Below are 23,746 nucleotides of genomic sequence, written 5' to 3'. Positions count from 1 at the left end.
TAAACACCTTAATCATTGCAAACACTCTCCGGTTTGATGCCAATGTTCAACTTTATCCAAAAACAGTTTTGGCGAGACAAAACACATTTCCTGCTCTGCAATGCTGACCGCTACCTGAGTGGTATGTGCCTTACACATTCGTTGACCTGTTTTTGCATCGAAAATGACGTAATCAATACGCAGGCGGTTTTCCCATTCGGTCAATTTGGCGCTGATGCGGATTTCATGGTTAAACGGAATCGCTTTGACATATTTCACGCGAGTATCAATAACAGGCCACATGTGGCCTGATTCACTCATCGCAATGTAACCGTAAGCGATTTTATCCAGTAATACACGACGCGCTTCTTCAAAGTAGCGGAAGTAGTTACCGTGATAAATCACACCCATAGGATCGGCATCTTGAAACGAAGTCGTTACTGTCACTTCGGTTTCTAATGGGAAATGAATGTTCTCCATTGTCACTCCTAGTAAAGCTTCCAGTGCTGGGTTTGAATGCGTTCAATACACAAACGCAGCTCGGCTTCTAACGGGCGATCTTCTACCACAAATTTAAAGTCCTGCTGAACATTAACAATGATTTGATTCACGCTGGCGCTCATATGACGCTCATCGATCTCATTGTGGCGCTTGCGTAGCTCAATCGCTTGAACGGAGGCAAGCAGAGAAGCCGCTGCCACTTGTTCAGTCAATTGCAGTACGCGTAAGCAGTCGCGAGCGGCGATTGTACCCATGCTCACTTTATCTTGGTTGTGACACTCTGTTGAGCGCGAGAATACGCTTGCAGGCATGGTGTGTTTCAATGCTTCTGCTGTCCAAGCTGAAATGCCAATTTGTACCGCTTTAAAGCCGTGGTTGATTGGTTTACGTTCGCCTTCTGCTCCAGTTAAGTTAAACGGCAGACCGTTGTTGAACTTGTAATCCATCAATTGTGCCATTTGACGATCCAGCAGGTCAGCGAGGTTTGCAACGCAGGTTTTGAGTGTGTCCATCGCCATTGCAATGTGACCGCCATAGAAGTGACCACCGTGCAGTACGCGCTCGTTGTCACCATCAATGATCGGGTTGTCATTGGCGCTGTTTAGTTCATTTTCGATAAGCTGGCGCAACCAAGGTAGGGCATCTTGCACCGTACCAATGACATGCGGAGCACAACGCAGTGAGTAGCGATCTTGTAAGCGGTCACTATTGCGAGGCGGTCGCTCTGCTTGTAGATCGGCTCTTAACCAAGCCGCAATTTGTTGCTGACCTGGGTGAGGCTTCACCGCAAACAGAGCTTCATCAAAATGGAAGTCGTTGCCTTGCATACCAATAGAAACAAGAGCTGTAATTTTAGTGCACAGCTGAGCGAGATATTCAGCACGCCGATAAGCCAAGCAGGCGAGGGCAGTCATCACTGAAGTGCCGTTCATTAACGCTAGGCCTTCTTTTGGCTTAAGTTTTATTGGTGTTAAACCAAGTTTTGCGAACACTTCTTGAGTTGAACGAACTTCACCTTTGTAGAGCACTTCACGTTCGCCAATCAAGGTCGCGGCTACGTATGAAAGCGGTGTTAAGTCACCACTTGCGCCAACTGAACCTTCTTGCGGAATACGCGGCGCGATATCGTGGTTAATCAGATTTATGATTTGATTCAATACATCGTGAGATACACCAGATACACCCTGCGCGAGTGAGCATAAACGCGTTGCCAATACTGCGCGTGACTGTTGGTGAGTAAGCACTTCGCCCAAACCGCATCCATGGAAACGAGTCAGGTGCAGAGGCAGTTCCTCAACCAAATTAGGTGGAATCGCGACAGTACAAGAGTCACCATAACCTGTGGTCACACCGTAAATGACACCTTCTTCTTTCAGCAGGCGTTCTAAAAAGGCTACGCCTCGGTCAATCTTCGCAGTAAATTCGGCGGAAGAGTTAATAGAAGCTGAAGCGCCTTGTGCGATTGAAACAACGTCCTCAATGGTCAGACGCTGCGCGCCGAATAAAATATTATTGTCGTTTGTCTTCGTCATGGTTTTTGCTTAATTCCCAGAAGTTGAAGAAGTTGTACCACTGCAGTGGTGCTTTCATTGTGTAGTGTTGTAAGCGATTGGCGTACTGCTGAACCACTTGTTGCAAAGATTGCTGCCTTGTTGCGCGAGGCAATTGGATACCGTCACTAAAATGCTCGAAGTAGACATCAAAGTGCGGATGTTTACTCTGGTCGTCACGCAGGCCAAAAATAAGGTATACAGGAGCTTCAAGGACAGAAGCCAACATAAATGGGCCTTGAGGAAACGGTGCTGGTTTTCCGAGGAAATCTGCCCACACTACGCGACTTTCTACACTTGTTGAGGTTCTGTCGCCAACGATAACGACCCATTCACCTCGTTCTATCATTTGCTGTAGCATAATCGCAGTGTCAGGACCGATTTTGCTGACCTGAATTAGATTCAGCTCTGACTTCGGATTCACCGCTTTCATTACCGCGTTAAAGCGCTCTGCATGTTCGGTAAACACCAAAGCGTTTATCTTTAAATGTGTGTGGCGTCGACTTAACGCGCGGCATAACTCAATGTTGCCTAAATGAGATCCTAATAAAAGTACACCGCGTTTTTGGTCGATTAATGGCTTAAGCTGTTCCTGACCATGTACGGTAAGATTGTCCACGTTAAAATCGCCTCGCCATGCCGCCAGTTTGTCGAGCATAGTTTCACCGAACGACAATAAATGGTTATAGCTGGTTAGGTTTTTGCCAACAGGCAACTGTTGTTGCTCGGCAAAGGTTTTTATCTGAGTGAGAAACTGCTCTGATGATGTTTTTGCTTGCTTACCTGTGAGGTGGTAATAGCCCATTACCAGTTTTAAAATGGCGCGAAAAACCCTTCTCCCCAATAACTTGTAGATTGCCATCAACACTTTAATACCTAGCACCGTTCCGCGTTCTTGGCGTTTTGACCAGTGAGCTTCGGAGCTACGGTTATTTCTGCGTGTCAGTAATTTAGGAATACGTGGCAACATGCCGAAAAACAGTCGGGTATGCATCCAGCTGATTTTGACGTTATCCCATAGTGAATCGAAATGGGAAATGCCGTCTTCTGGATAAATTACACGGGTATTGATGAACTTGAACTGCACGCCATTCCAGAACATACGAACAAAGATTTCTGTATCGAAATCCATACGACTGCCGATGTCGTTGCGATTCATCACATCAATCGCTGCTTGTACCGGATAAGCGCGGAAGCCACACATGCTGTCTTTGATTTCCAGCGAGAGTGTTTCAATCCAAACCCAGACATGGGTGACATATCGGCCGTATAGTCGAGCTTTCGGAACACTTTCGTCGTAAACGGGCTGTCCCGAAATTAGGTGATGGGGGTGATTCTTCGATTTTTCGATTAGATTCGGTAATGCATTGATGTCATGCTGACCGTCAGCATCTATCTGAATTACATGGCTGTACCCGAGCCAATGTGCATGGCGTATGCCCGCCATGACCGCACCACCTTTACCTTGGTTTTTAGGCAAGGTAATCAGTGAAACGTTATCGCGTTTTGCGACTTCCGAAAGAGCAAATTTGGTCTCTTTGTTGCTGCCGTCATCCACAAGAAACACGGGGAAATCGAAATCAGCCAGAGAATCAATCACAGCCGCGACAGTTCCGCCATGGTTATAACAAGGGATTAAAAAACATGGGCGGTAATCAAGCTTACTCACTGGCATCTCCCAGTTTCATTTTGCCTGATGAATGGGTTACGGCTTCGTCATTTCTTTGAGATTGATAGCTGAACGCCAGCTTTTGTTTGCTTTCGTCCCACGTTAAGCTCAGGGTGACTTCTGCGTTAGGCAAAATGGGTTCTTGGAACTTAATCACTTCCATGCCCTTGAAATGAGCTGGTGTGTTCAAATATTGACGAGCGTAGAAGATCGCCCAATCAATTTGGGTGACACCGGGTAGTAGGGGAAAGTGATTGAAATGCCCCTTAAAATCTTCGATATCTTCGTCTACCTTAAATGTCAGTAGCACGTGGTGTTCTGATTGCTCGCAAGCCAGTAACGTTGGTTTTCTTTTAGCCATCATATAATCGGCGTTTTCTTCGTTTTTATTGGAATAATTTTTCAAGTTCGGCGACTTGGCGCTTACCTTGACTGTTTAATGGGATCTCTTTTACCACTCTAAAACTGCGTGGTACAGCAATAGGTTCAAGCCAACGCCTCAGTTCATTGCGTAGCAGCAACCAAAACTTGCCTTTGCCAAGCTCGGCAAGCTTTGCGTTACCGCTATCAGTCAGCACAATGGCTGCGGCTAAAATCAATCGTTCTGCCTGCTGCATCGGAATAACGACACACTCTTGAACGTAGTCTAACTGGTCAACGCGTTTTTCTACTTCTACCAGTGACACGCGTTTCTCTTCAACTTTGATTATCCGATCCGTGCGACCTTTCAAAATAAACTGATTTTCAGACACGAACTCACATTCATCAGCCGTTTGATACCAACCCGTTGGGTCAATATGGGCAGAACGTAAACGTAAGCAGTTCTCTTGATTTAACTCAGCTTCCACCTTGGGAAACAGTGACCAAGGGGTTTGCTCGGTGACTTGCTGGCGATAGGCAATACCACCCGTTTCAGTGCTGCCGAACACTTCTATTGGCCTAAAGTTAAACAATTCTTCTGCATGGTTTGCTGCGGTAAAAGGCAGCGGCCCACCCGATGAAAAGAGACATCTGAGCCTAGTTGGTAGGTGCTCTTCTGTCAGGCGTTTTAGCAGTGCAGGACTACTGACTAACACCGTATTCTGATTGGCATGATGGGTGATTTGTTCAGGAAACTCCAAACTGTGTCGGGCGAATGAGTTGCCTGCACATAACGGCCACAGAACTCTGAACAACAAACCGTAGATATGCTGGTGGGAAACCGTACTTTCTATCCGACTGTTAGGGATTTCCTCCCCCCATAAGGAATGCAGAATTTCAACTTCAACACTGAGCTGATTTAGGGTCTTATGGATGGCTTTCGGTGTGCCGCTTGAACCAGAAGTAAACAAAATAAGCTGAATGCTTTCAGGGTCAAGAGGTGCAAAAGCGTGCGGGTTAGGGTTGTGGCCCGTAGTGATAAGTTGAGTCTCGGCGCTGCGTAATGGTGAGATCGCGTCATCACACAATAAAACGTCAAATTGCGAACTCAGTTCTTCCAGTGCTTCCGGTTGATAGTTGCCCGGTAAAATGACGGTTTTCCCTGCATGGAACAGGGCAAACAGTCCAACAGTAAACAAATAGCTATCGCGAGCACACAGTGCGATGTTTTGTTGTGGCGTCTCAATGAGCAGATTGATGTGATAGCTCACATCCGCGACAAACTGAGCCCATGTAATGTCACCCTCAGCGCCAAACGCGACTAATGAATTTTCGCGTTTTTCTAGTAACAAATGAGAAAGTGAGCTAAATGTTGTGCCGCTTAATGTCATTGAGTTGCTAATCCTTGCGAACAAATTGACGTACCAACCACTCGGCTGCAAACAGCACTCCAATCAGAAGGTAACTAATCAGGCCGTTATATAACGTCCAAATCTCAATTGGTAAGAAACAGGTGTATAACGCCGTGATTCCGTTAAATAGGAAAAACAGACACCAGACTTGAGTCACTTTTCGCGTGTAGTCAATGCCACTTTGCGGAAGATCGGGTTCTTGTAATCTGGCGAGTCTTTCGATGATGGTTTGGGGTTGCTTTAAGCTGCTTGCGAACACCATCAACATGCAAGCGTTGACGGCAACAGGATAAAACAGCAACCAGCCTTTACTACGGAACAGAATGCCCAAAACAATTAAAGTGATCCCGATAAGACCACTTATAATTGCTAACTGTTTGAATTCTTTTAGTTTGGTTCGACTTGCTGTGAAAATGCGTAACACAAAGAATACAGCGAGCGTTGCTCCTAAAATACTCAGACCGAACTTATCGATACCGTAGTAAATTGCAAATGGATACGCGAGCAGAACAATTGCAGACAAACCTGTCAGCAAGTGGCGCATCAGGCTTCCTTCAGCAGTTCTACTACTGATTCAACAACGTCATCGACAGTACGCACCATTTTAAACTCTTCTGGTTTGATTTTTTTACCAGTCACGTTTTGCAGGTGTACCACGAGGTCAACAGCGTCGATGCTATCTAAATCGAGATCTTGGTATAAGTGAGCTTCAGGTTGAATATCGGCTTCATCAATTTCGAAAAGTTCTACCAGAGCCTCTTTAACTTGGTCAAAAACCTGTTGCTTGTTTAAATCTGTCATAATCGTTTTCTACAAATTAGTTGCTAGTTTGAGATGAAATATACGCTGCTAGGTTAGCTACAGAAGCGAAGTGTTGGCGCGTATTTGAATCATCAGCATCGATTACGATGTTATATTTCTTTTTAATTGCCAAGCCAAGCTCAAGTGCATCAATAGAGTCTAGTCCCAGTCCATCCCCGAATAATGGCGCTTCTGTTTCAATTTCATCAATTGAGATGTCTTCAAGGTTTAGGGCGTCGATAATCAACTGCTTAATTTCGTTATGTAGTACTTCCACGAGGACCTACTTAGTTATTATTAATAGATGGAAAAATTGCTTCAGCAAGATAACTGTTAAGCCTTCTTGCTGCTGAAGTTGGGTTATTAGTTTGCTCTATAAAGGGCATGACCTCAACTTTATCCTTAACTTCCACATGGAAAAAAGGCTTGGTTTCCGGAACTTGATACCATTTTTTTTCTTTTGTGAGAAAGCTAGGAGAAACGGAAATATGTATTATGCGTAAGTCTCTTTGTGTGCGGATGGCTATCTGCGCCGCACCGCGCTGAAGCTTTGAGGCTACACCCGGTGTCGTGCGGGTGCCTTCCGGAAATACGAGTAGCACGTTGCCTCGTTCAAATCGCTCTTCACACAAATCAAGCAGATCATCAGGCGTTTCGTTGGGAATATAACCGGCCGCTTTGACAATGTGTTTCATAAACGGGTTTGACCAGATAGCGGCTTTAACTAAGCAGTCACACTGTTTTAGCTGAGAAGCGACCAACACATAATCAATAAGGCTTGGGTGGTTTGCGACAATAAGGCAGTCCTTATCGTTGGCTAGAATTTCTGCGCCTTCAATTCTGTAATCAATCGCACCGGTGAATTTCATTAAGCGACAGAAAAAATTAAACGTAATGCGAATGACGTTTTGTACTCGATATTCACGCTGAGTTGTATTTGGTGTAGTCAGTCTAATTAAAGGAATAATAATAAAACTGAGTGTTAAACCGCCTAAACCAAAAATTGCGAAACAGAGCCCTGTCGCAAAAATTCGCCAATATTTATTTACAGCATTCATGCTTGCTGCCATTCCCATGAAGTTCTTTCACCTTCAATAATCCAGTGAGGTTGTTTGCATAAATAGTGTGTCAAAAAGCTAAGTGCTTGAGGTAGGGTGTTGATAGTATCCGTTTTTTTACATTGTGCAACTTGCCACGTATGACCCGCGGACAAAACCAAGCCCAATGCATATCCTTTGAACTGTTTATTTTCGTATTCAGAATAATCGTCAGGTAGGGGTTCATCAAAATCGACCAGTAATACCTTAGCGTTGGGATTTTGCTTGAGATAGATCCAAGCTTCGATAAGTGCGCTGTGAAAAGTGTTGTCGCCAGCAGCAATAGAAGTCACTGGAATAGCTTGTTTTGTTGCAATGGTTGATAAACCTGCCGCTGTGTTGTGTACCGATTGAGAAAAATTCATTGGCGACGCTTCTTCACCCGCAAGAATATTCCGAATTAACTCAGCACTTCGACGCAGTTCACCATGACGACTTGAGAAAACCAAGTAATCAATGGATTCTTCCTGCAGAAGATGGATAGCCGTTTGAACCGCCAGTTTACTCAGAGGGCTCATGCGGCGGCGCATCATCGCAGGGATGAGACCGGCTTCGATGGTTTCATCTTCTGGCCATTGATGGTTTTGGGACCATTGTTGCCAATCAGACAAATCTGAGATACCCAAACTGTTTGCTGACCAAGCATCGATATTAAATGAGATTAAATGCAACTGATTTGACATAACGTATTGATTTGTTGTTGAGCACATTAAATACTATGCTCGTTTATAAAAATTCCCCAATCAAAGCAAGGAAATGCAATGAAAGCAATAAAATATACGATTTCGATTATGTTAGTTGTTCTTTTAGCTGGCTGTGGGCGCGTTCAACCAATCATGAACGTTGAGAATACTCCTGTTGCTTATAATCTTCAAAGCGATGAAGTAAAAGCAGCGATTGTTGTTGCTGCAACTAATAGAGGTTGGGTGATTTCAAACAGCACTCCAACGGAATTAACTGCCAAACTAGTGGCTCGAGATCATAGCGCGGAAATTCGTATTCCTTATAGTGACAAATATTATTCCATCATCTACGTCGGTTCTGTGAATTTGAAAGCGGGTGGCGGCAATATTCACCGTAATTACAATCGCTGGGTTAATAATCTGAATGTCGATATTCAGAAACAGTTAGCTAGAGCGTCAGTAAAATAGTTTCAAATAAATCTAATTAGGCTTTTTCGTGTTTGAACAAAAACAAGACCCTTATAACGCTCTAGAAGCGAAAACCGAGGCGCAAAAGTTATCTTTTGCGCCAATTATTTTTCATACCGCACGTACATTGCGTGATTTAGGTATTTTAATGGAATTGGATAAAGCGGGTTCGCAAGGCGCGAGCGCTGAATCTCTTTCCAAAGCGACGGGTGTATCTGAGTACGGTGTCAAAGTTCTTCTGGATATGGCGATCAGTGCCAACATCGTGTTGTGGCAAAAGCCCAATTACATATTGGCAAATCTGGGTCATTTCATTCTTCATGACGGCATGACTCAAGCAAACATGGATTTCACCGCAGATGTTTGTTACGCCGCTATGATGCATCTAACCGAGTCTATTACCGAAGGTAAACCCGCTGGTCTTAAAGAGCTGGGCGAATGGGAAACCATTTATCAAGGTCTTTCTCGTTTGCCTGAAAAAGCAAAGCAGAGCTGGTTCCAGTTCGACCATTTTTACTCAGATCGTTCGTTTCCGATCCTTCTTGAACGTGTCTTTGCTTCCAAGCCTAAAACTCTGGTTGATATTGGTGGCAACACAGGTAAATGGGCGATGCAGTGCTGTCACTACGATAAAGATGTTCAAGTGACGATTGTTGACCTTCCTCAACAGCTTGAAATGGCACTAAAAAATGCCGAAGAAAATGGTTTTTCGCAACGTATAAAGGGTTATCCAGCTAACATGTTGGATAAGAGCCAAGCTTTGCCAGAACAAGCCGATGTGTGGTGGATGAGTCAGTTTTTAGACTGTTTTTCGCCAATGGAAATTCTAAGCATTCTACAAAGAGTCAAACAGCAGCTAAAACCAGATTCAAAAGTGTATATTTTGGAGCTATTCTGGGATGCGCAGAAATATGATGCGGCTTCCTACAGCTTGAACGCTACCTCGCTTTATTTTACCTGCTTGGCAAATGGTAATAGCCGTTTTTATCGCAGTGATGATTTTCTTGAGATCGTTGATGCAGCTGGCCTAGAAGTGGTGGAACGTACAGATCACATTGGTCTGGGGCATACGTTGTTAGAACTAAAAGCAAAGTAAAAATAATAATCAGAGAATAATTGTAATGGATATACAGCAACGTCAAGTCGTTATTATTGGCGCGGGGCCGTCTGGTTCGACGGCCGCAGCTTTGCTTAACAAGCAAGGTATCGATGTTTTAGTGCTTGAGAAAATGCAGTTTCCTCGCTTCTCTATCGGAGAGAGCCTGTTACCCGCGTGTATGGAAGTAGTAGAGGCTGCGGGTATGCTACAAGCGGTGGAGGAAGCTGGTTTTCAGTTTAAAAACGGCGCATCTTTTCGCAAAAATGGAGTCTACACAGAGTTCGATTTTCGCAACAAGTTTACTCCAGGCCCAGGTACCACGTTCCAGGTGCAAAGAGCCAGCTTCGATAAAGTTCTCGCCGATAGTGCTCAAAGCCAAGGGGTTGAAATTCGCTACCAGCATGAAGTGAAAAGCATAGAGTTTGATGAGTCGAATTCGCTGCTTACGGTGGAGGATGAACATGGAAAGAGCTATCAACTTCAAACCTCTTACGTGTTAGATGCTAGCGGATTTGGTCGAGTGTTACCGAGACTGTTAAATCTTGAAGAGCCTTCTTGTTTGCCTGCTCGCAAAGCCATTTTTACCCACACAATCGATCATATAGATGCCGATAAACATCTCTATGACAGAGATAAGATTCTTATATCTGTTCATCCCCAGCATGCTGACGTTTGGTATTGGCTCATTCCATTCTCAAATGGCGTTTGTTCCATTGGTGTGGTTGCAACACCAGAGTTTTTTGAAGGTTATGCTGAAGACAAAATCGAGGCGATAAAGCAACTGGCTGGCGAAGAGCCACATCTGGCATTGCTACTTGAGAATGCAGAGTTTCCGAATGCGGCAGGTGAGCTGAAAGGCTATTCCGCCAATGTGAAGCATTTGGCGACTCAACATTACGCTCTGTTAGGGAATGCCGGTGAGTTTTTAGATCCAGTGTTTTCTTCTGGCGTGACTATTGCTATGAAATCAGCACAAATCGCTGCTCAGTGTGTAGTTCGTCAGTTAAAAGGTGAAAGCGTTGACTGGAAACGTGATTATGAAACACCACTGATGATTGGTGTAAATGCGTTCAGGACTTATGTCGAAGGTTGGTACGACGGCACGCTTCAAGATGTCATCTACTATGAAAAGCCTAACTCACGAATCAAACAGATGATTTGTTCAATATTGGCGGGCTATGCGTGGGATACCAATAATCCATACGTTAAGGATTCAAAACGCCGTTTGACCAGTTTGGCTGAGCTGATTCGAAGTAGCTGAAGATATCACCAATATTTGACGCATGTAGTTGCAGAGTAAGGTTCTGCATAACTATTTTGCACAGACGATGAGGTTTCATATGCGCTTAAATTGGGCGTTTGTGTCTATGTTAGTGCAAACGAGTGAGGTTGCTCACAAATCCTTCTTGTCTGATGAGATGAAAATCACACAACCTCCCTATGATTGTGCACAAAATGTTAAATATCTTGGTATTTTCTAGTGCAAGATGCTGAGAATGCGGTTTTAGCTAGATAAATCGATATTTAAATCTAATGTAAAGGATTACTTTCCATTGTTGTCCTGTAACTGTGGTTTGTATTGGTTTTTATGTCTAATTATTCAGTATTGATAAGAATATAATCTCTTTTTATTCTGATTTTATGGCAAATTGCTTCAATGCTTGATAATGTTTGCCGCATTCTTTGTATGGAAAATGACGAAAATATAGTCTATTCCATCGTCTTTTAGGTTAGCCGTTCTAGCCGAAATACAAAGAAGTCATGGATGCAAAAATAAAACTTGGAGTTTATACAGATGTATAAGAACAAAATCACACAAGCACTTTTACTAGGTGCTGGCCTTGCGGTGGCTACAACTTCTCTTACAGCTTTTGCTGCAAACGTGCCAGCAGGTACTAAGCTAGCTCCAGTGCAAGAGATTGTTCGTGGTAACGGTACAGAAGTCGCTACTATCGACCCGCACAAATCTCAAGGTGTTCCAGAATCACACGTTATTCGTGACCTGCTAGAAGGCTTGGTAAACCAAGACGCTGACGGTAAGGTTATTCCTGGCGTAGCAGACCGTTGGGAAACATCAGACAACAAAACGTTCACTTTCCATATTCGTGAAGGCGCTAAGTGGTCTAACGGCGAACCTGTAACTGCACAAGATTTCGTATACAGCTGGCAACGTGCTGTTGATCCAGCAACTGCTTCTCCATACTCTTGGTACATGGAAATGACCCAGATGAAGAATGCAGCAGACATCGTAGCAGGGAAAAAAGACAAGAGTGAGCTAGGCGTATACGCTAAAGACGCAAACACTCTTGTTGTGGAATTAGACTCTGCGGTTCCATATTTCGTTATGATGACTGGTCACACAACAATGAAACCAGTTAATCAAGCGACAGTTGAGAAGTTTGGTGATCAATGGACCAAACCTGAAAACTTCGTTGGTAACGGTGCTTATGTAGTTGAAAACTGGGTTGTGAACGAGCGTTTAGTTCTTAAACGTAACGAACAATACTGGGATAACGAGCACACAGTTATCAATAAAGTAACTTTCCTTCCGATCGAAAACCAAGTTGCTGAAATGAACCGCTTCCTAGCGGGTGAGATCGATATCAGCTATGAAGTGCCAGTAGAGCATTTCCGTCGTCTTAAGAAAGAGCACCCTGAATTCGTTTCTGTAGTGGGTAACCTATGTTCTTACTACTACTCTTTCAACACCAAGAAAAAGCCATTTGATGACGTTCGTGTTCGTAAAGCGATTTCTTACGCGATTGACCGTAACATTGTTAGCGATGCAATCATGGGTCAAGGCCAGAAACCAGCATACTTCCTAACGCCTGAGATCACTTCTGGTTTCAACCCAGTTATGCCTGCTTACGGCAAAATGACTCAGAAAGAACGTAACGAAGAAGCAGCTCGTCTACTTGCTGAAGCTGGTTATGGTAAAGACAACCCACTTAAGTTCACTCTTCTATACAACACTTCAGAAAACCACAAGAAGGTTGCTGTAGCGATTGGTTCTATGTGGAAGAAAACTTTGGGTCTAGATGTCACTCTAGAAAACCAAGAGTGGAAAACTTACCTATCTTCTAAAGACCAAGGTGACTTCGAAGTTGCTCGTGCCGGTTGGTGTGGTGACTACAACGAAGCGTCTTCATTCCTAACTTTGATGACAAGTAACAACACTACTGGTGGTCAACACTGGGGCAACAAAGAGTACGATGCAATCATCGATAAAGCTCTGACTTCTACTTCTGAAGAAGAACGTCAAAAGCTTTACGCAGATGCAGAAGCTCTAATGGCGAAAGAAATGCCAATCGCTCCAATTTATCAGTATGTTAAGACTCGTTTACTATCTCCAAAAGTAGGCGGTTTCCCTGCGAACAACGCAGAAGAAAAGATCTACTCAAAAGATCTGTACATCAAAGCTGAATAAATTAGCAAAGCTATAAAACTATAATTAAGTAATATTCTGCATGTGCTTGAGGTTCGCGGATGGTACATGCAGTATTTTTTTGTTTTAAATAGTCACAGACTGGAAGAGTGAGTTTATGTTTAAATTCATTATTAGACGAGTTCTGGAAGCAATCCCAACTATGTTGGTGTTGATTACAGTGTCGTTTTTTCTCATGCGTTTCGCACCAGGAAACCCTTTCTCAAGCGAGCGCGCTTTACCGCCAGAAGTAATGGCGAACATCGAAGCGAAATATGGACTTGATAAGCCTGTATTAGAGCAGTACACCACTTATCTGACCAACGTTTTACAAGGCGATTTCGGTCCTTCATTCAAGTACCTTGATTACTCGGTAAACGAGTTGATTTTTGCAGCCCTTCCTGTGTCAGCGAAAGTAGGTTTTGCCGCTTTCATCTTCACAGTAATTATGGGTGTAACGGTCGGGACACTTGCCGCCTTAAGGCAAAACACTTGGCTAGATTACTCAATTATGGCTACGGCTATGATTGGCGTCGTAATGCCTTCATTCGTTCTCGCACCAGTATTGATTTACATTTTCTCTATTAATTTAGGTTGGTTCCCTGCAGGGGGCTGGTTAGACGGGTCCTTCAAGTATATGGCCCTGCCAGTTCTTGGTATGTCTCTGCTATACGTAGCAACGTTTGCACGTATTACACGTGGTTCGATGATTGAAACTCTAAACAGTAACTTCATTCGAACTGCGCGAGCAAAAGGGTTGAGCTATCCATACATCGTTGTTAAGCACGCGTTGAAACCTGCTATGTTGCCTGTTGTTTCTTATATGGGACCTGCGTTCGTAGGTATCATTACTGGTTCGGTTGTTATCGAAACCATCTTTGGTCTTCCGGGTATTGGTAAGTTGTTCGTAAACGCGGCATTTAACCGTGACTACTCTCTGGTAATGGGTGTAACCATTCTTATTGGTTTCTTATTTATCCTGTTCAACGCAATTGTAGATATCTTGTTGGCAGCGATTGATCCGAAAATTCGTTACTAAGGAAGTATTACTATGTTGACGAAAAAAGAAAATCTGGAAGCGATTGAAAAGTTTTCCGAAAATCTTGAAATCGAGGGTCGCAGCCTGTGGCAGGACGCTCGTATCCGCTTTATGCGAAATAAAGCAGCGATGGTGAGTTTATTTATTCTCATGCTGATGACGTTGGCGGTTATTTTCCTGCCAATGATTGCTCCTTTTACTTATGACGATACTGACTGGTATGCAATGCACGTTGCACCAAATGCAGAGCATTGGTTTGGAACTGACAGTTTAGGTCGTGATATCTACGTTCGTACTTTGATCGGTGGCCGAATCTCGCTGATGGTTGGTGTCATGGGCGCACTGGTTGCAGTATTGATCGGTACGCTTTACGGCGCAGCGTCTGGTTTCATCGGTGGTCGTGTTGACCGTATCATGATGCGTATTCTTGAAATCCTATACGCAGTACCATTCATGTTCTTGGTTATCGTATTGGTAACCTTCTTTGGGCGTAATATCGTTCTGATCTTTGTCGCTATTGGTGCTATTGCATGGCTTGATATGGCACGTATTGTACGTGGTCAAACGCTGAGCCTTCGCAGCAAAGAGTTCATCGAAGCGGCACACGTTTGTGGTGTAAGTAACTGGAAGATCATTACTCGTCATATCGTTCCAAACGTATTAGGTATTGTTGCAGTTTACTCAACGCTACTGATTCCAAGCATGATTCTGACGGAATCGTTCTTATCTTTCCTTGGTTTAGGTGTTCAAGAGCCTATGACTAGCTGGGGAGCACTATTGCAAGAAGGTGCAAACACAATGGAAATTGCAGTATGGCAGCTTGGCTTCCCTGCGGCGTTCATGGTGGTCACACTGTTCTGCTTTAACTATGTGGGTGACGGTCTACGTGACGCGCTGGATCCAAAAGACAGATAAGAATTGAGGAAGTAGTAATGGCTTTATTAGATGTCAAAGACCTGCGTGTAGAGTTCACTACCCAAGATGGTATTGTTACCGCAGTAAACGATTTGAACTTCTCACTGAATCAGGGTGAGACATTAGGTATCGTTGGTGAATCTGGTTCGGGTAAATCTCAAACTGTATTCTCAATCATGGGCCTTTTGGCTAAGAACGGTATCATTTCTGGTAGCGCAAAGTTTGAAGGTAAGGAAATTCTAAACTTGCCTGAAAAAGAGCTGAATAAAGTTCGCGCAGAACAAATTGCAATGATCTTCCAAGACCCGATGACGTCGCTTAACCCTTATATGAAGGTTAGCGACCAGTTGATGGAAGTGTTAATGCTGCACAAAGGTATGAGCAAGGCAGAAGCGTTTGAAGAGTCTGTTCGCATGCTGGAAGCAGTTAAAATTCCGGAAGCTCGCAAACGTATCACAATGTATCCGCATGAGTTCTCGGGCGGTATGCGTCAGCGTGTAATGATTGCGATGGCTCTGCTATGTCGCCCTAAACTGTTGATTGCTGATGAACCGACAACCGCACTAGACGTAACGGTTCAGGCTCAGATTATGGATCTTCTGAATGAACTGAAATCTGAATTCAACACGGCAATCATCATGATCACTCACGATTTGGGTGTGGTTGCAGGTTCTTGTGACAAAGTGCTTGTAATGTACGCTGGCCGCACAATGGAATACGGTACGGTTGATGAGATTTTCTATCAACCAAGTCACCCATATGCGGAAGGCTTGTTGAAAGCAATTCCTCGTTTGGATACTGAAGGTGATGTGTTACCAACCATTCCGGGTAACCCGCCAAACTTACTTCGTCTGCCACCGGGCTGTCCTTATCAAGAACGCTGTCATCGCGTAATGGACCGCTGTAAACGTGAAGCGCCGATCCTGACGCCATTTGGCAATGATCGTCAACGCGCATGTTTTTCTGACTGGGAGACTTGGACGAAATGAGTGTAGATAAGAAATTACTGTTAGATGTTAAAGAGCTAAAAGTACACTTTGACATTGCGACTAAATCAGCATGGCCTTGGGCTAAACCTGTAAAACTGAAAGCGGTTGATGGCGTTAATGTTCGCCTTTACGAAGGTGAAACTCTAGGCGTTGTAGGTGAATCAGGCTGTGGTAAATCGACATTTGCTCGTGCAATCATCGGCTTGGTACAAGCGACTGAGGGTGAAGTGGTTTGGCTAGGCCAAGACTTGACTCGTATGCAAGAGGTGAAGCGTCGTGAAACTCGTAAAGAGATTCAGATGATTTTCCAAGACCCACTTGCATCATTGAACCCACGTATGACAGTCGGGGACATCATTGCTGAGCCACTACAGACTTTCTATCCAGAGCTTTCTAAGCAAGAAGTGAAAGACCGTGTGAAAGAGATGATGGCGAAAGTAGGTCTACTACCGAACGTGATCAACCGTTACCCGCATGAGTTCTCTGGTGGTCAGTGTCAGCGTATCGGTATTGCCCGCGCATTGATTCTGAATCCAAAGATGATTATCTGTGATGAACCAGTATCTGCACTCGACGTATCGATTCAGGCTCAGGTTGTTAACCTGCTGCAACAACTGCAACGTGAGCTAGGGTTAAGCCTAGTATTCATCGCGCACGACTTGTCAGTAGTGAAACATATTTCTGACCGTGTATTGGTAATGTATTTAGGTAATGCAGTAGAGCTTGGTGAATCTGAAGCACTATTTGCAAACCCTAAACACCCATACACTAAAGCATTGATGTCGGCTGTGCCGATTCCAGATCCAAAGCTGGAACGTGCAAAAACGATCCAAATGCTCGAAGGCGACCTGCCTTCACCAATCAACCCGCCATCGGGATGTGTTTTCAGAACTCGTTGTCCTCAAGCGACAGAGATCTGCGCTCAAACTAAGCCACAAATTCAGGGTAGTGATACTCATGCAGTTTCGTGCTTACACGTTGAGATGTAAATTCAGCCTGTGACGGGCATAAGCGCGGCTTCTTTTTGAGTCGCGCTTTTTTTGTGCCCTAGAAACCTTCAAAAATTTCGAATGACTAAGCCAAAACCCTTCGGGTGAGTATTCAGCTCCATCAACTATAATGACTCCCAGACGTAAGAATTAGTGAAGGGGTGAGTAATGGGTAAATTAGTTGAAGGTGTCTGGCATGATGTTTGGTACGACACAAAAAGCAGCGATGGAAGATTCATTCGAGAAGATGCAGGATTTCGTGATTGGATAGACAATCGCCCTGACGCCAAGTTTTCACCCGAAGCTGGTCGTTATCACTTGTATGTCTCTTTGGCTTGTCCTTGGGCTCACCGGACATTGATTTTTCGCGAGCTCAAGCAACTGCAAGATATTATCGATGTCACCATTGTTTGCCCAGACATGCTCCATGACGGTTGGAAATTTGGCATTCCTGAACCTTTATTTGGGCACACTAAGCTTCACCAAATCTATACCCAAGCGAAACCTGACTATTCAGGCCGCGTTACGGTACCTGTGTTGTGGGACAAGAAACTTCAAACCATTGTAAGTAACGAATCGTCTGAAATTATTCGCATGTTTAACCGCGCGTTTAATGAGTTAACTGATAATCACGTCGATTACTATCCTGATGCACTGCGCAATGTTATCGATGAGTGGAACGACTATATCTATCCAAACATTAACAATGGTGTTTATCGCTGTGGCTTTGCAACGACTCAGGAAGCCTATGAAGAAGCGTATGAGTCTTTGTTTGAAGCATTAGACAAAGTGGATGCACATCTGGCTCATAATCGATATCTGGCGGGCTCTAGCATCACAGAGGCAGACTGGCGCTTGTTTACCACTCTTATCCGCTTTGACTCGGTATATGTTGGCCATTTTAAGTGCAACAAAAAGAGAATTGCAGATTATCCAAATTTGAATGGTTATTTGAAAGAACTATACCAAGTTCCGGGAGTAAAAGAGACCACGGACTTTTACCATATCAAACGACATTACTACTTCAGTCATACAAGTATCAATCCAACGCAAGTAGTGCCTGTAGGACCCGAATTGGATTTAAAATCACCGCACGGTAGAGATAACTTTTAAGTTGAAAGCCCTAAAAGAAAAACCGCATCTTTAGGATGCGGTTTTTGTTATATGTATCTAAGCAATGCTCAAATTAAGACTATTTTGCTTCTTGGTCTGCTTGGATAGCGGTAAGAGCAATTGTGTACACGATATCGTCAACTAACGCACCACGAGAAAGGTCGTTAACTGGCTTACGCATACCTTGTAGCATAGGACCGATGGATACTAGGTCTGCTGAACGTTGTACCGCTTTGTATGTCGTATTACCTGTGTTTAGGTCTGGGAATACGAATACTGTTGCTTTACCTGCAACTGGAGAATTAGGAGCTTTAGAAGCTGCTACGTTTTCCATGATTGCTGCATCGTATTGTAGAGGGCCGTCAATAATAAGATCTGGACGTTTCTCTTGAGCAATACGAGTTGCTTCACGTACTTTATCAACGTCTGCACCTTTACCAGATTCACCAGTAGAGTAAGAGATCATTGCAACACGTGGGTCGATACCAAACGCAGCCGCAGAGTCAGCCGATTGGATAGCGATTTCCGCTAGCTGTTCAGCCGTTGGATCTGGGTTGATTGCACAGTCACCGTATACCAATACTTGATCAGGCAGAAGCATGAAGAAGATTGAAGATACGATAGACGCATTTGGTGCAGTCTTAATGATTTGGAACGGAGGAACGATAGTATTCGCAGTTGTGTGAACAGCACCAGATACTAGGCCGTCAACTTCGTCCGCTTCAAGCATCATAGTGCCTAGGAAAACAGAGTCTTCCAATTTTTCACGAGCAACAACTTCAGTCATACCTTTCGCGCCACGTAGTTCAACTAAACGAGCTACGTAGTTTTCGCGAACTGAATCCGCATCAATGATTTCAACGCCAGCGCCTAGCTCAACACCCTGTTGTGCAGCAACACGACGGATTTCGTCAGGGTTACCTAAAAGCACACACGTTGCGATACCGCGTTCAGCACAGATTGCTGCCGCTTTCACTGTACGTGGTTCGTCACCTTCAGGAAGAACGATACGTTTACCTGCGCGACGAGCAAATTCAGTTAACTGGTAACGGAATGCTGGAGGGCTTAGACGACGGATACCTTGAGTACCTTCAGATAGAGAATCAATCCAAGGGCCGTCAATGTGGCTAGCTACGTGTTCACTGATGAACTCGATACGCTCTTTATCGTCAGCTGGAACTTCTAGGCTGAAGCTCTGTAGGTTCAGAGAAGTCTGCCAAGTGTTACCTTGCGCTTTGAAAATTGGTAAGCCAGAGTCAAATGCAGGTTTACATAGGTCAACGATTTCTGAAGGGATATCGTAACCACCAGTAAGAAGTACAGCACCAATCTCAACACCGTTCATTGCTGCAAGAGAAGCCGCAACGATTACGTCAGGACGGTCTGCAGAAGTTACTAGCAGAGAACCTGGTTTGAAGTGCTCAATCATGTGAGGAATTGAACGTGCACAGAAGGTGATGCTCTTAATACGGCGAGTTTTGATTTCACCAGCATTAATGATTTCTGCATTTAGGTGCTTAGCCATATCGATAGCGCGCGTCGCGATCAGTTCAATGTTCCAAGGCACACAACCTAGAACACGAATAGGGCTAGTATTGAAGATCTGCATCACTTCAAGGTTTGTTTGAATCGCACTGTCTGCGTCATCGAACATTTCAGACAGATCTGGGCGAGTACGACCAGCTTCATCAACAGGAGCATTAAGCTTGTTGATGATAACACCTTTGATGTTCTTGTTCTTAGTACCGCCAAAGTTTGAACAAGCGATTTCAATACGCTCCTTCAACTGTGTTGGGTTGTTAGTACCAGGCGTTGCAACGAACACGATTTCAGCGCCAAGTGTAGCTGCAATCTCAGCGTTCACTTGGTTAGCGAATGGGTGTTTACGAGTTGGAACCAAACCTTCAATCAAAGTTACTTCAGAGTCTTTATTGATCTGGTTGTAACGCTCAACGATAGTTTCTAGCAGCTCATCCATTTTCTCTGAGCCGATAAGCGTTTCAGCTGTAGACATAGAAAGTGGTTCAGCAATCTTAATATCGCTGTTACGGCCGATAATCGTTGAAGTCAGATCTGGTTGATCTTCACCACTACGTGGTTGAGCAATAGGCTTGTAGAAAGAAACGTTTACGCCTTTACGCTCCATAGCGCGTAAAATACCCATGCTCACACTGGTTAAACCCACGCCAGCACTGATAGGGATAAGCATAATAGTACGGGACATCTGTAAAGTACCTCAAACTATTGGATGCAATCTAAGAGATAGATTGGATTGAAATAAAGCCTAGTTAAAGATTCAAGAGTGAATATTAACGAAGCCCCTATAGAAATCTGGCTAACCGTTAGGTTAGCCAGTTAGAAACTTAAAGACCTGCTAGAGTTGCGGTGTCTTCAGCAATCACCAACTCTTCGTTGGTTGAGATAACCATCGCTGGTACACGGCTGTCAGCAGTAGTGATAACACCTTCGCCGCCGAAACGTGCTTTCAGGTTTGCTTCACTGTCTACTTCGATACCGAAGATAGCTAGACGGTTAAGAACCATTTCACGGATTGGTGCAGAGTTTTCACCGATACCACCAGTGAACACGATAGCGTCTAGACGACCGTCTAGGCTAGCTGTGTAACCAGCTACGTATTTAGCTAGGCGGTGACAGAATACGTCCATCGCACGAGTTGCTTCTTCTTTAGCGCCGTAGTTGTCTTCAACGAAACGACAGTCAGAAGTCACTTCAGTTAGACCTAGAAGGCCAGACTCTTTAGTCAGCATGTTGTTGATTTGCTCAACTGAGTAACCTAGAGCGTCGTGTAGGTGGAAAATGATCGCAGGATCGATATCACCACAACGAGTACCCATTACTAGACCTTCAAGAGGAGTCATACCCATTGAAGTATCAACTGATTCACCGTTCTTAATTGCACAAACAGATGCACCGTTACCTAGGTGACAGTTAATGATGTTTAGTTCGTTTGCTGGTTTACCTAGACGTTCAGCTGCTTCACGAGCGATGAATAGGTGAGAAGTACCGTGCATGCCGTAACGACGAACACCGTGCTCTTTGTATAGTTTGTATGGAAGTGCGTATAGGAACGCTTCTTCAGGCATAGTTTGGTGGAAAGCAGTATCGAATACAGCAACGTTTTTCAGTGCTGGGAAAGCTTTCTGAGCAGCTTTAATACCGATGATGTGTGCTGGGTTGTGTAACGGTGCTAGAGTTGCACAGTCTTGAATACCTTGAAGAACAGCATCGTCGATTAGAGCAGATTTAGTGAACTTTTCGCCGCCGTGTACAACACGGTGACCGATAGCTTTAAGTTGTGCCGCAAGTTCTGGCTTAGAAGCAAGAATAGTTTCTACGATGAAAGAAAGAGCTTCATCGTGAGCAGCGCCTTCACCTAGTTGTGCTTCGTGCTTACCATCAAGTTTCCACTTGATACGCGCTTCTGGAAGGTGTAAACATTCTGCAAGACCAGAAAGGTGCTCGTCGCCATTTTGTGCATCGACAACAGCGAATTTAAGTGAAGAACTACCGCAGTTTAAAACTAAAACTAGCTTAGACATGTGTGACTACCTGTAATAATCGGTTAGGACAAAATCAATGACAAGAATAGTAGATGCATAGGCAATTGGTACTAATCTTAATCAATAAAGCTTTAACTTCCTTATCTAGAGACGTGACTTCGTCATTGAAATCGTCTGCTGCTTTCCTTGCAGATTAGTCTTAAAGTTGCCTAAATTGTAAATAAGGGCAACAATGAGATTGAGAGTCCGCAAAGGATAGCGATAATGGGGTAATATAACAAAAAAAATTTGAAACTATATTAGCTTTTATCAAATTTTTACGTTATTCGTTGAACTATTCAACTATTTTTTAGCGAATTCGCCCAAAGAGGCGATAACTGAGAGTGAGGAAGTGGTATGAGTAATCGTGTCGGAATCATCCACAGCTTGAAAGACGGCCAGAAATACATGCAAGTTTGGCCTATGCGGAAAGAGTTGAATTTGCTTTTTCCAGAATCGCGAATCATTAAAGCGACGCGTTTTGGCATCAAAGTCATGCCAGCTGTCGCCGCTATTAGCGTGTTAACTCAAATGAGTTTCCAAAACGTTCAAGCTATGCCACAAGCGGTTGTCGTTGCGTTGTTTGCTATTAGCTTACCGTTGCAAGGTATGTGGTGGTTAGGTAATAGGGCGAATACTCAGTTGCCGCCTGCGCTTGCAGGTTGGTATCGCGAAATTCATGCAAAAATTGTTGAAACAGGTTCTGCTCTCGAACCGATAAAATCGAAGCCTCGATACAAAGAGCTGGCAATGGTACTTAATCGTGCATTCCGTCAGCTTGATAAAACTGCTTTAGAACGCTGGTTTTAACTAAACGAATTTTTAAGGCTCTAATTCATCGATTAGAGCCTTTTTTATTGCCGATATGCAGCCCTGCTCACTACTGTTACAGTCGCTTTTAAATGAGTAAAAAATAGCCGTTATTTGTCCTCATTTAGCCACCAAGCACAAGATACTGTTTCTTCCTCTCTTTTTGTTATTTCGCTGTTAAATGTTTCTTCCCTTTACGCATAGTTACTGGTAATAATGTCCATAAGTGCATGCTAATTGCACAATAACTAAAAAACACCACACAACATCACATTACTATATGCTTTAAATCAAGGAGTTAAGATGAAAGCAAGCAAGGTCATTGCTACCGCCGTTCTAGCCGGAGCTGCATTACTTTCTTCCCACAGCATTATGGCTAAAACCGCTAAAGTTGCGGTTTCACAGATCGTAGAACACCCTGCACTCGATGCAACACGTCAAGGTCTACTTGATGGCCTAAAAGCAAAAGGCTATGAAGAGGGCAAAAACCTAGAATTTGATTTCAAAACAGCGCAAGGTAACCCAGCTATTGCAGTACAAATTGCGCGTCAATTTGTAGGTGAAAATCCGGATGTGCTTGTTGGTATTGCAACACCAACGGCTCAAGCTCTAGTGTCAGCAACTAAAAACATTCCAGTTGTATTTACTGCGGTGACAGACCCTGTAGGCGCTAAACTGGTTTCTTCAATGGAACAGCCAGGAAAGAACGTTACTGGTCTTTCTGATCTTTCTCCAGTTGAGCAACACGTTGAGCTAATTAAAGAAATCATGCCAAACGTGAAATCAATTGGTGTGGTTTACAACCCGGGTGAAGCTAACGCTGTGAGCTTGATGGAGCTACTAAAAGCTTCAACACAAAAACACGGCATTACTCTGGTTGAAGCTACTGCTCTGAAAAGTGCGGACGTACAGTCTGCGACACAAGCAATCTCTGCAAAATCAGACGTTATTTACGCTCTGATTGACAATACAGTTGCCAGTGCAATTGAAGGTATGATCGTTGCTGCAAACCAAGCTAAAACACCTGTGTTTGGCGCTGCTACATCTTATGTAGAGCGTGGTGCAGTTGCTAGCCTTGGCTTCGACTACTACCAAATCGGCGTTCAAACTGCGGATTACGTTGCTGCTATCCTAGAAGGTGCTGCTCCTGGTTCTTTGGATGTTAAAGTTGCTAAAGGTTCTGATTTAGTGATTAACAAGACTGCGGCTGAGAAGCTAGGTCTGGAAATTCCTAAGTCCGTTATGGATCGCGCAACAAGCGTTAAATAGAACCATTGTTAAAAGAGTT

General features: G+C 44.0%; 23 protein-coding genes. 11 read left to right on the top strand and 12 right to left on the bottom strand.

The window, feature by feature from the left end:
* Positions 1-12: 12 nt before the first annotated feature.
* From HKI82_RS17795 to HKI82_RS17750, 10 genes are read right to left on the bottom strand one after another with little or no spacing between them, the layout of a single operon-like run.
* Entirely contained in the window at positions 13-459 is a 447-nt protein-coding gene (locus HKI82_RS17795) for an acyl-CoA thioesterase (protein WP_102942675.1), read from the bottom strand.
* Positions 460-467: 8 nt separating this feature from the next.
* Positions 468-2,012, bottom strand: coding sequence for an HAL/PAL/TAL family ammonia-lyase (locus HKI82_RS17790; RefSeq protein WP_112404315.1), 1,545 nt, complete (start codon positions 2,010-2,012; stop codon positions 468-470).
* On the bottom strand, positions 1,990-3,699 hold the full coding sequence (locus HKI82_RS17785) for a glycosyltransferase family 2 protein (RefSeq protein ID WP_261881161.1): 1,710 nt from the start codon (positions 3,697-3,699) through the stop codon (positions 1,990-1,992). Before HKI82_RS17785 ends, HKI82_RS17790 begins: the two co-directional genes overlap by 23 nt.
* Positions 3,692-4,060, bottom strand: coding sequence for an ApeI family dehydratase (locus tag HKI82_RS17780; protein WP_112404350.1), 369 nt, complete (start codon positions 4,058-4,060; stop codon positions 3,692-3,694). Before HKI82_RS17780 ends, HKI82_RS17785 begins: the two co-directional genes overlap by 8 nt.
* A gap of 25 nt (positions 4,061-4,085) precedes the next feature.
* A complete protein-coding gene (locus HKI82_RS17775) occupies positions 4,086-5,450 on the bottom strand; it encodes an AMP-binding protein (protein ID WP_171138747.1) in 1,365 nt (454 codons plus the stop codon).
* Between the two features lie 7 nt (positions 5,451-5,457).
* Complete coding sequence (locus tag HKI82_RS17770) at positions 5,458-6,015, bottom strand: COG4648 family protein (RefSeq protein ID WP_112404312.1); 558 nt, start codon at positions 6,013-6,015, stop codon at positions 5,458-5,460.
* The gene (locus tag HKI82_RS17765; RefSeq protein WP_102942680.1) at positions 6,015-6,272 is read right to left on the bottom strand and encodes an acyl carrier protein; all 258 of its coding nucleotides are present in this window, start codon (positions 6,270-6,272) and stop codon (positions 6,015-6,017) included. Before HKI82_RS17765 ends, HKI82_RS17770 begins: the two co-directional genes overlap by 1 nt.
* A gap of 16 nt (positions 6,273-6,288) precedes the next feature.
* A complete protein-coding gene (locus HKI82_RS17760) occupies positions 6,289-6,549 on the bottom strand; it encodes a phosphopantetheine-binding protein (protein ID WP_102942681.1) in 261 nt (86 codons plus the stop codon).
* 10 nt (positions 6,550-6,559) lie between these two features.
* A complete protein-coding gene (locus tag HKI82_RS17755; RefSeq protein ID WP_112404348.1) occupies positions 6,560-7,330 on the bottom strand; it encodes a lysophospholipid acyltransferase family protein in 771 nt (256 codons plus the stop codon).
* On the bottom strand, positions 7,327-8,052 hold the full coding sequence (locus tag HKI82_RS17750) for a beta-ketoacyl synthase chain length factor (protein WP_171138746.1): 726 nt from the start codon (positions 8,050-8,052) through the stop codon (positions 7,327-7,329). The genes HKI82_RS17755 and HKI82_RS17750 overlap by 4 nt, the downstream gene beginning before the upstream one ends.
* A gap of 78 nt (positions 8,053-8,130) precedes the next feature.
* Here HKI82_RS17750 and HKI82_RS17745 point away from each other — a divergent pair, with 78 nt between their 5' ends.
* From HKI82_RS17745 to HKI82_RS17705, 9 genes are all read left to right on the top strand, one after another.
* A complete protein-coding gene (locus HKI82_RS17745; RefSeq protein ID WP_102942682.1) occupies positions 8,131-8,520 on the top strand; it encodes a hypothetical protein in 390 nt (129 codons plus the stop codon).
* 28 nt (positions 8,521-8,548) lie between these two features.
* Positions 8,549-9,616 carry a methyltransferase gene (locus HKI82_RS17740; protein ID WP_171138745.1) on the top strand — a complete coding sequence of 356 codons (1,068 nt, stop codon included), beginning with the start codon at positions 8,549-8,551 and terminating at the stop codon, positions 9,614-9,616.
* 25 nt (positions 9,617-9,641) lie between these two features.
* A complete protein-coding gene (locus HKI82_RS17735; RefSeq protein WP_171138744.1) occupies positions 9,642-10,880 on the top strand; it encodes an NAD(P)/FAD-dependent oxidoreductase in 1,239 nt (412 codons plus the stop codon).
* A gap of 534 nt (positions 10,881-11,414) precedes the next feature.
* Positions 11,415-13,046 carry an ABC transporter substrate-binding protein gene (locus HKI82_RS17730; protein ID WP_171138743.1) on the top strand — a complete coding sequence of 544 codons (1,632 nt, stop codon included), beginning with the start codon at positions 11,415-11,417 and terminating at the stop codon, positions 13,044-13,046.
* Positions 13,047-13,161: 115 nt separating this feature from the next.
* Positions 13,162-14,082 carry an oligopeptide ABC transporter permease OppB gene (gene oppB / locus HKI82_RS17725; protein WP_102942686.1) on the top strand — a complete coding sequence of 307 codons (921 nt, stop codon included), beginning with the start codon at positions 13,162-13,164 and terminating at the stop codon, positions 14,080-14,082.
* Between the two features lie 12 nt (positions 14,083-14,094).
* Positions 14,095-14,997, top strand: coding sequence for an oligopeptide ABC transporter permease OppC (oppC, locus tag HKI82_RS17720; protein WP_102942687.1), 903 nt, complete (start codon positions 14,095-14,097; stop codon positions 14,995-14,997).
* Positions 14,998-15,014: 17 nt separating this feature from the next.
* Complete coding sequence (oppD, locus tag HKI82_RS17715; protein ID WP_102942688.1) at positions 15,015-15,986, top strand: ABC transporter ATP-binding protein; 972 nt, start codon at positions 15,015-15,017, stop codon at positions 15,984-15,986.
* Positions 15,983-16,975: a murein tripeptide/oligopeptide ABC transporter ATP binding protein OppF gene (gene oppF, locus HKI82_RS17710; protein ID WP_277349894.1), complete on the top strand. Its 993-nt coding sequence runs from the start codon at positions 15,983-15,985 to the stop codon at positions 16,973-16,975. Before oppD ends, oppF begins: the two co-directional genes overlap by 4 nt.
* Before the next feature lie 168 nt (positions 16,976-17,143).
* Positions 17,144-18,088, top strand: a complete 945-nt coding sequence (locus HKI82_RS17705; RefSeq protein ID WP_171138741.1) for a glutathione S-transferase family protein — start codon at positions 17,144-17,146, stop codon at positions 18,086-18,088.
* Positions 18,089-18,167: 79 nt separating this feature from the next.
* On the opposite strand, the gene pta is transcribed toward HKI82_RS17705, so the two are convergent.
* Both pta and HKI82_RS17695 read right to left on the bottom strand, forming a co-directional pair.
* Positions 18,168-20,312 carry a phosphate acetyltransferase gene (gene pta, locus HKI82_RS17700; RefSeq protein WP_102942691.1) on the bottom strand — a complete coding sequence of 715 codons (2,145 nt, stop codon included), beginning with the start codon at positions 20,310-20,312 and terminating at the stop codon, positions 18,168-18,170.
* A 139-nt stretch (positions 20,313-20,451) separates the two neighbouring features.
* Complete coding sequence (locus HKI82_RS17695; RefSeq protein WP_171138740.1) at positions 20,452-21,648, bottom strand: acetate kinase; 1,197 nt, start codon at positions 21,646-21,648, stop codon at positions 20,452-20,454.
* Positions 21,649-22,005: 357 nt separating this feature from the next.
* On the opposite strand from HKI82_RS17695, the gene yfbV reads away from it, so the two are divergent.
* Together yfbV and HKI82_RS17685 are read left to right on the top strand one after the other, a co-directional pair.
* Positions 22,006-22,458 (top strand): terminus macrodomain insulation protein YfbV, encoded by a 453-nt coding sequence (gene yfbV / locus HKI82_RS17690; protein ID WP_102942693.1) that lies wholly within the window; start codon positions 22,006-22,008, stop codon positions 22,456-22,458.
* 303 nt (positions 22,459-22,761) lie between these two features.
* Positions 22,762-23,727, top strand: a complete 966-nt coding sequence (locus HKI82_RS17685; RefSeq protein WP_102942694.1) for an ABC transporter substrate-binding protein — start codon at positions 22,762-22,764, stop codon at positions 23,725-23,727.
* Positions 23,728-23,746: the final 19 nt, after the last annotated feature.

Origin of the sequence: Vibrio plantisponsor, assembly GCF_013041605.1 — a bacterium.
Classification (GTDB): domain Bacteria; phylum Pseudomonadota; class Gammaproteobacteria; order Enterobacterales; family Vibrionaceae; genus Vibrio; species Vibrio plantisponsor.
This window is presented reverse-complemented; position numbering and strand designations above follow the sequence as displayed.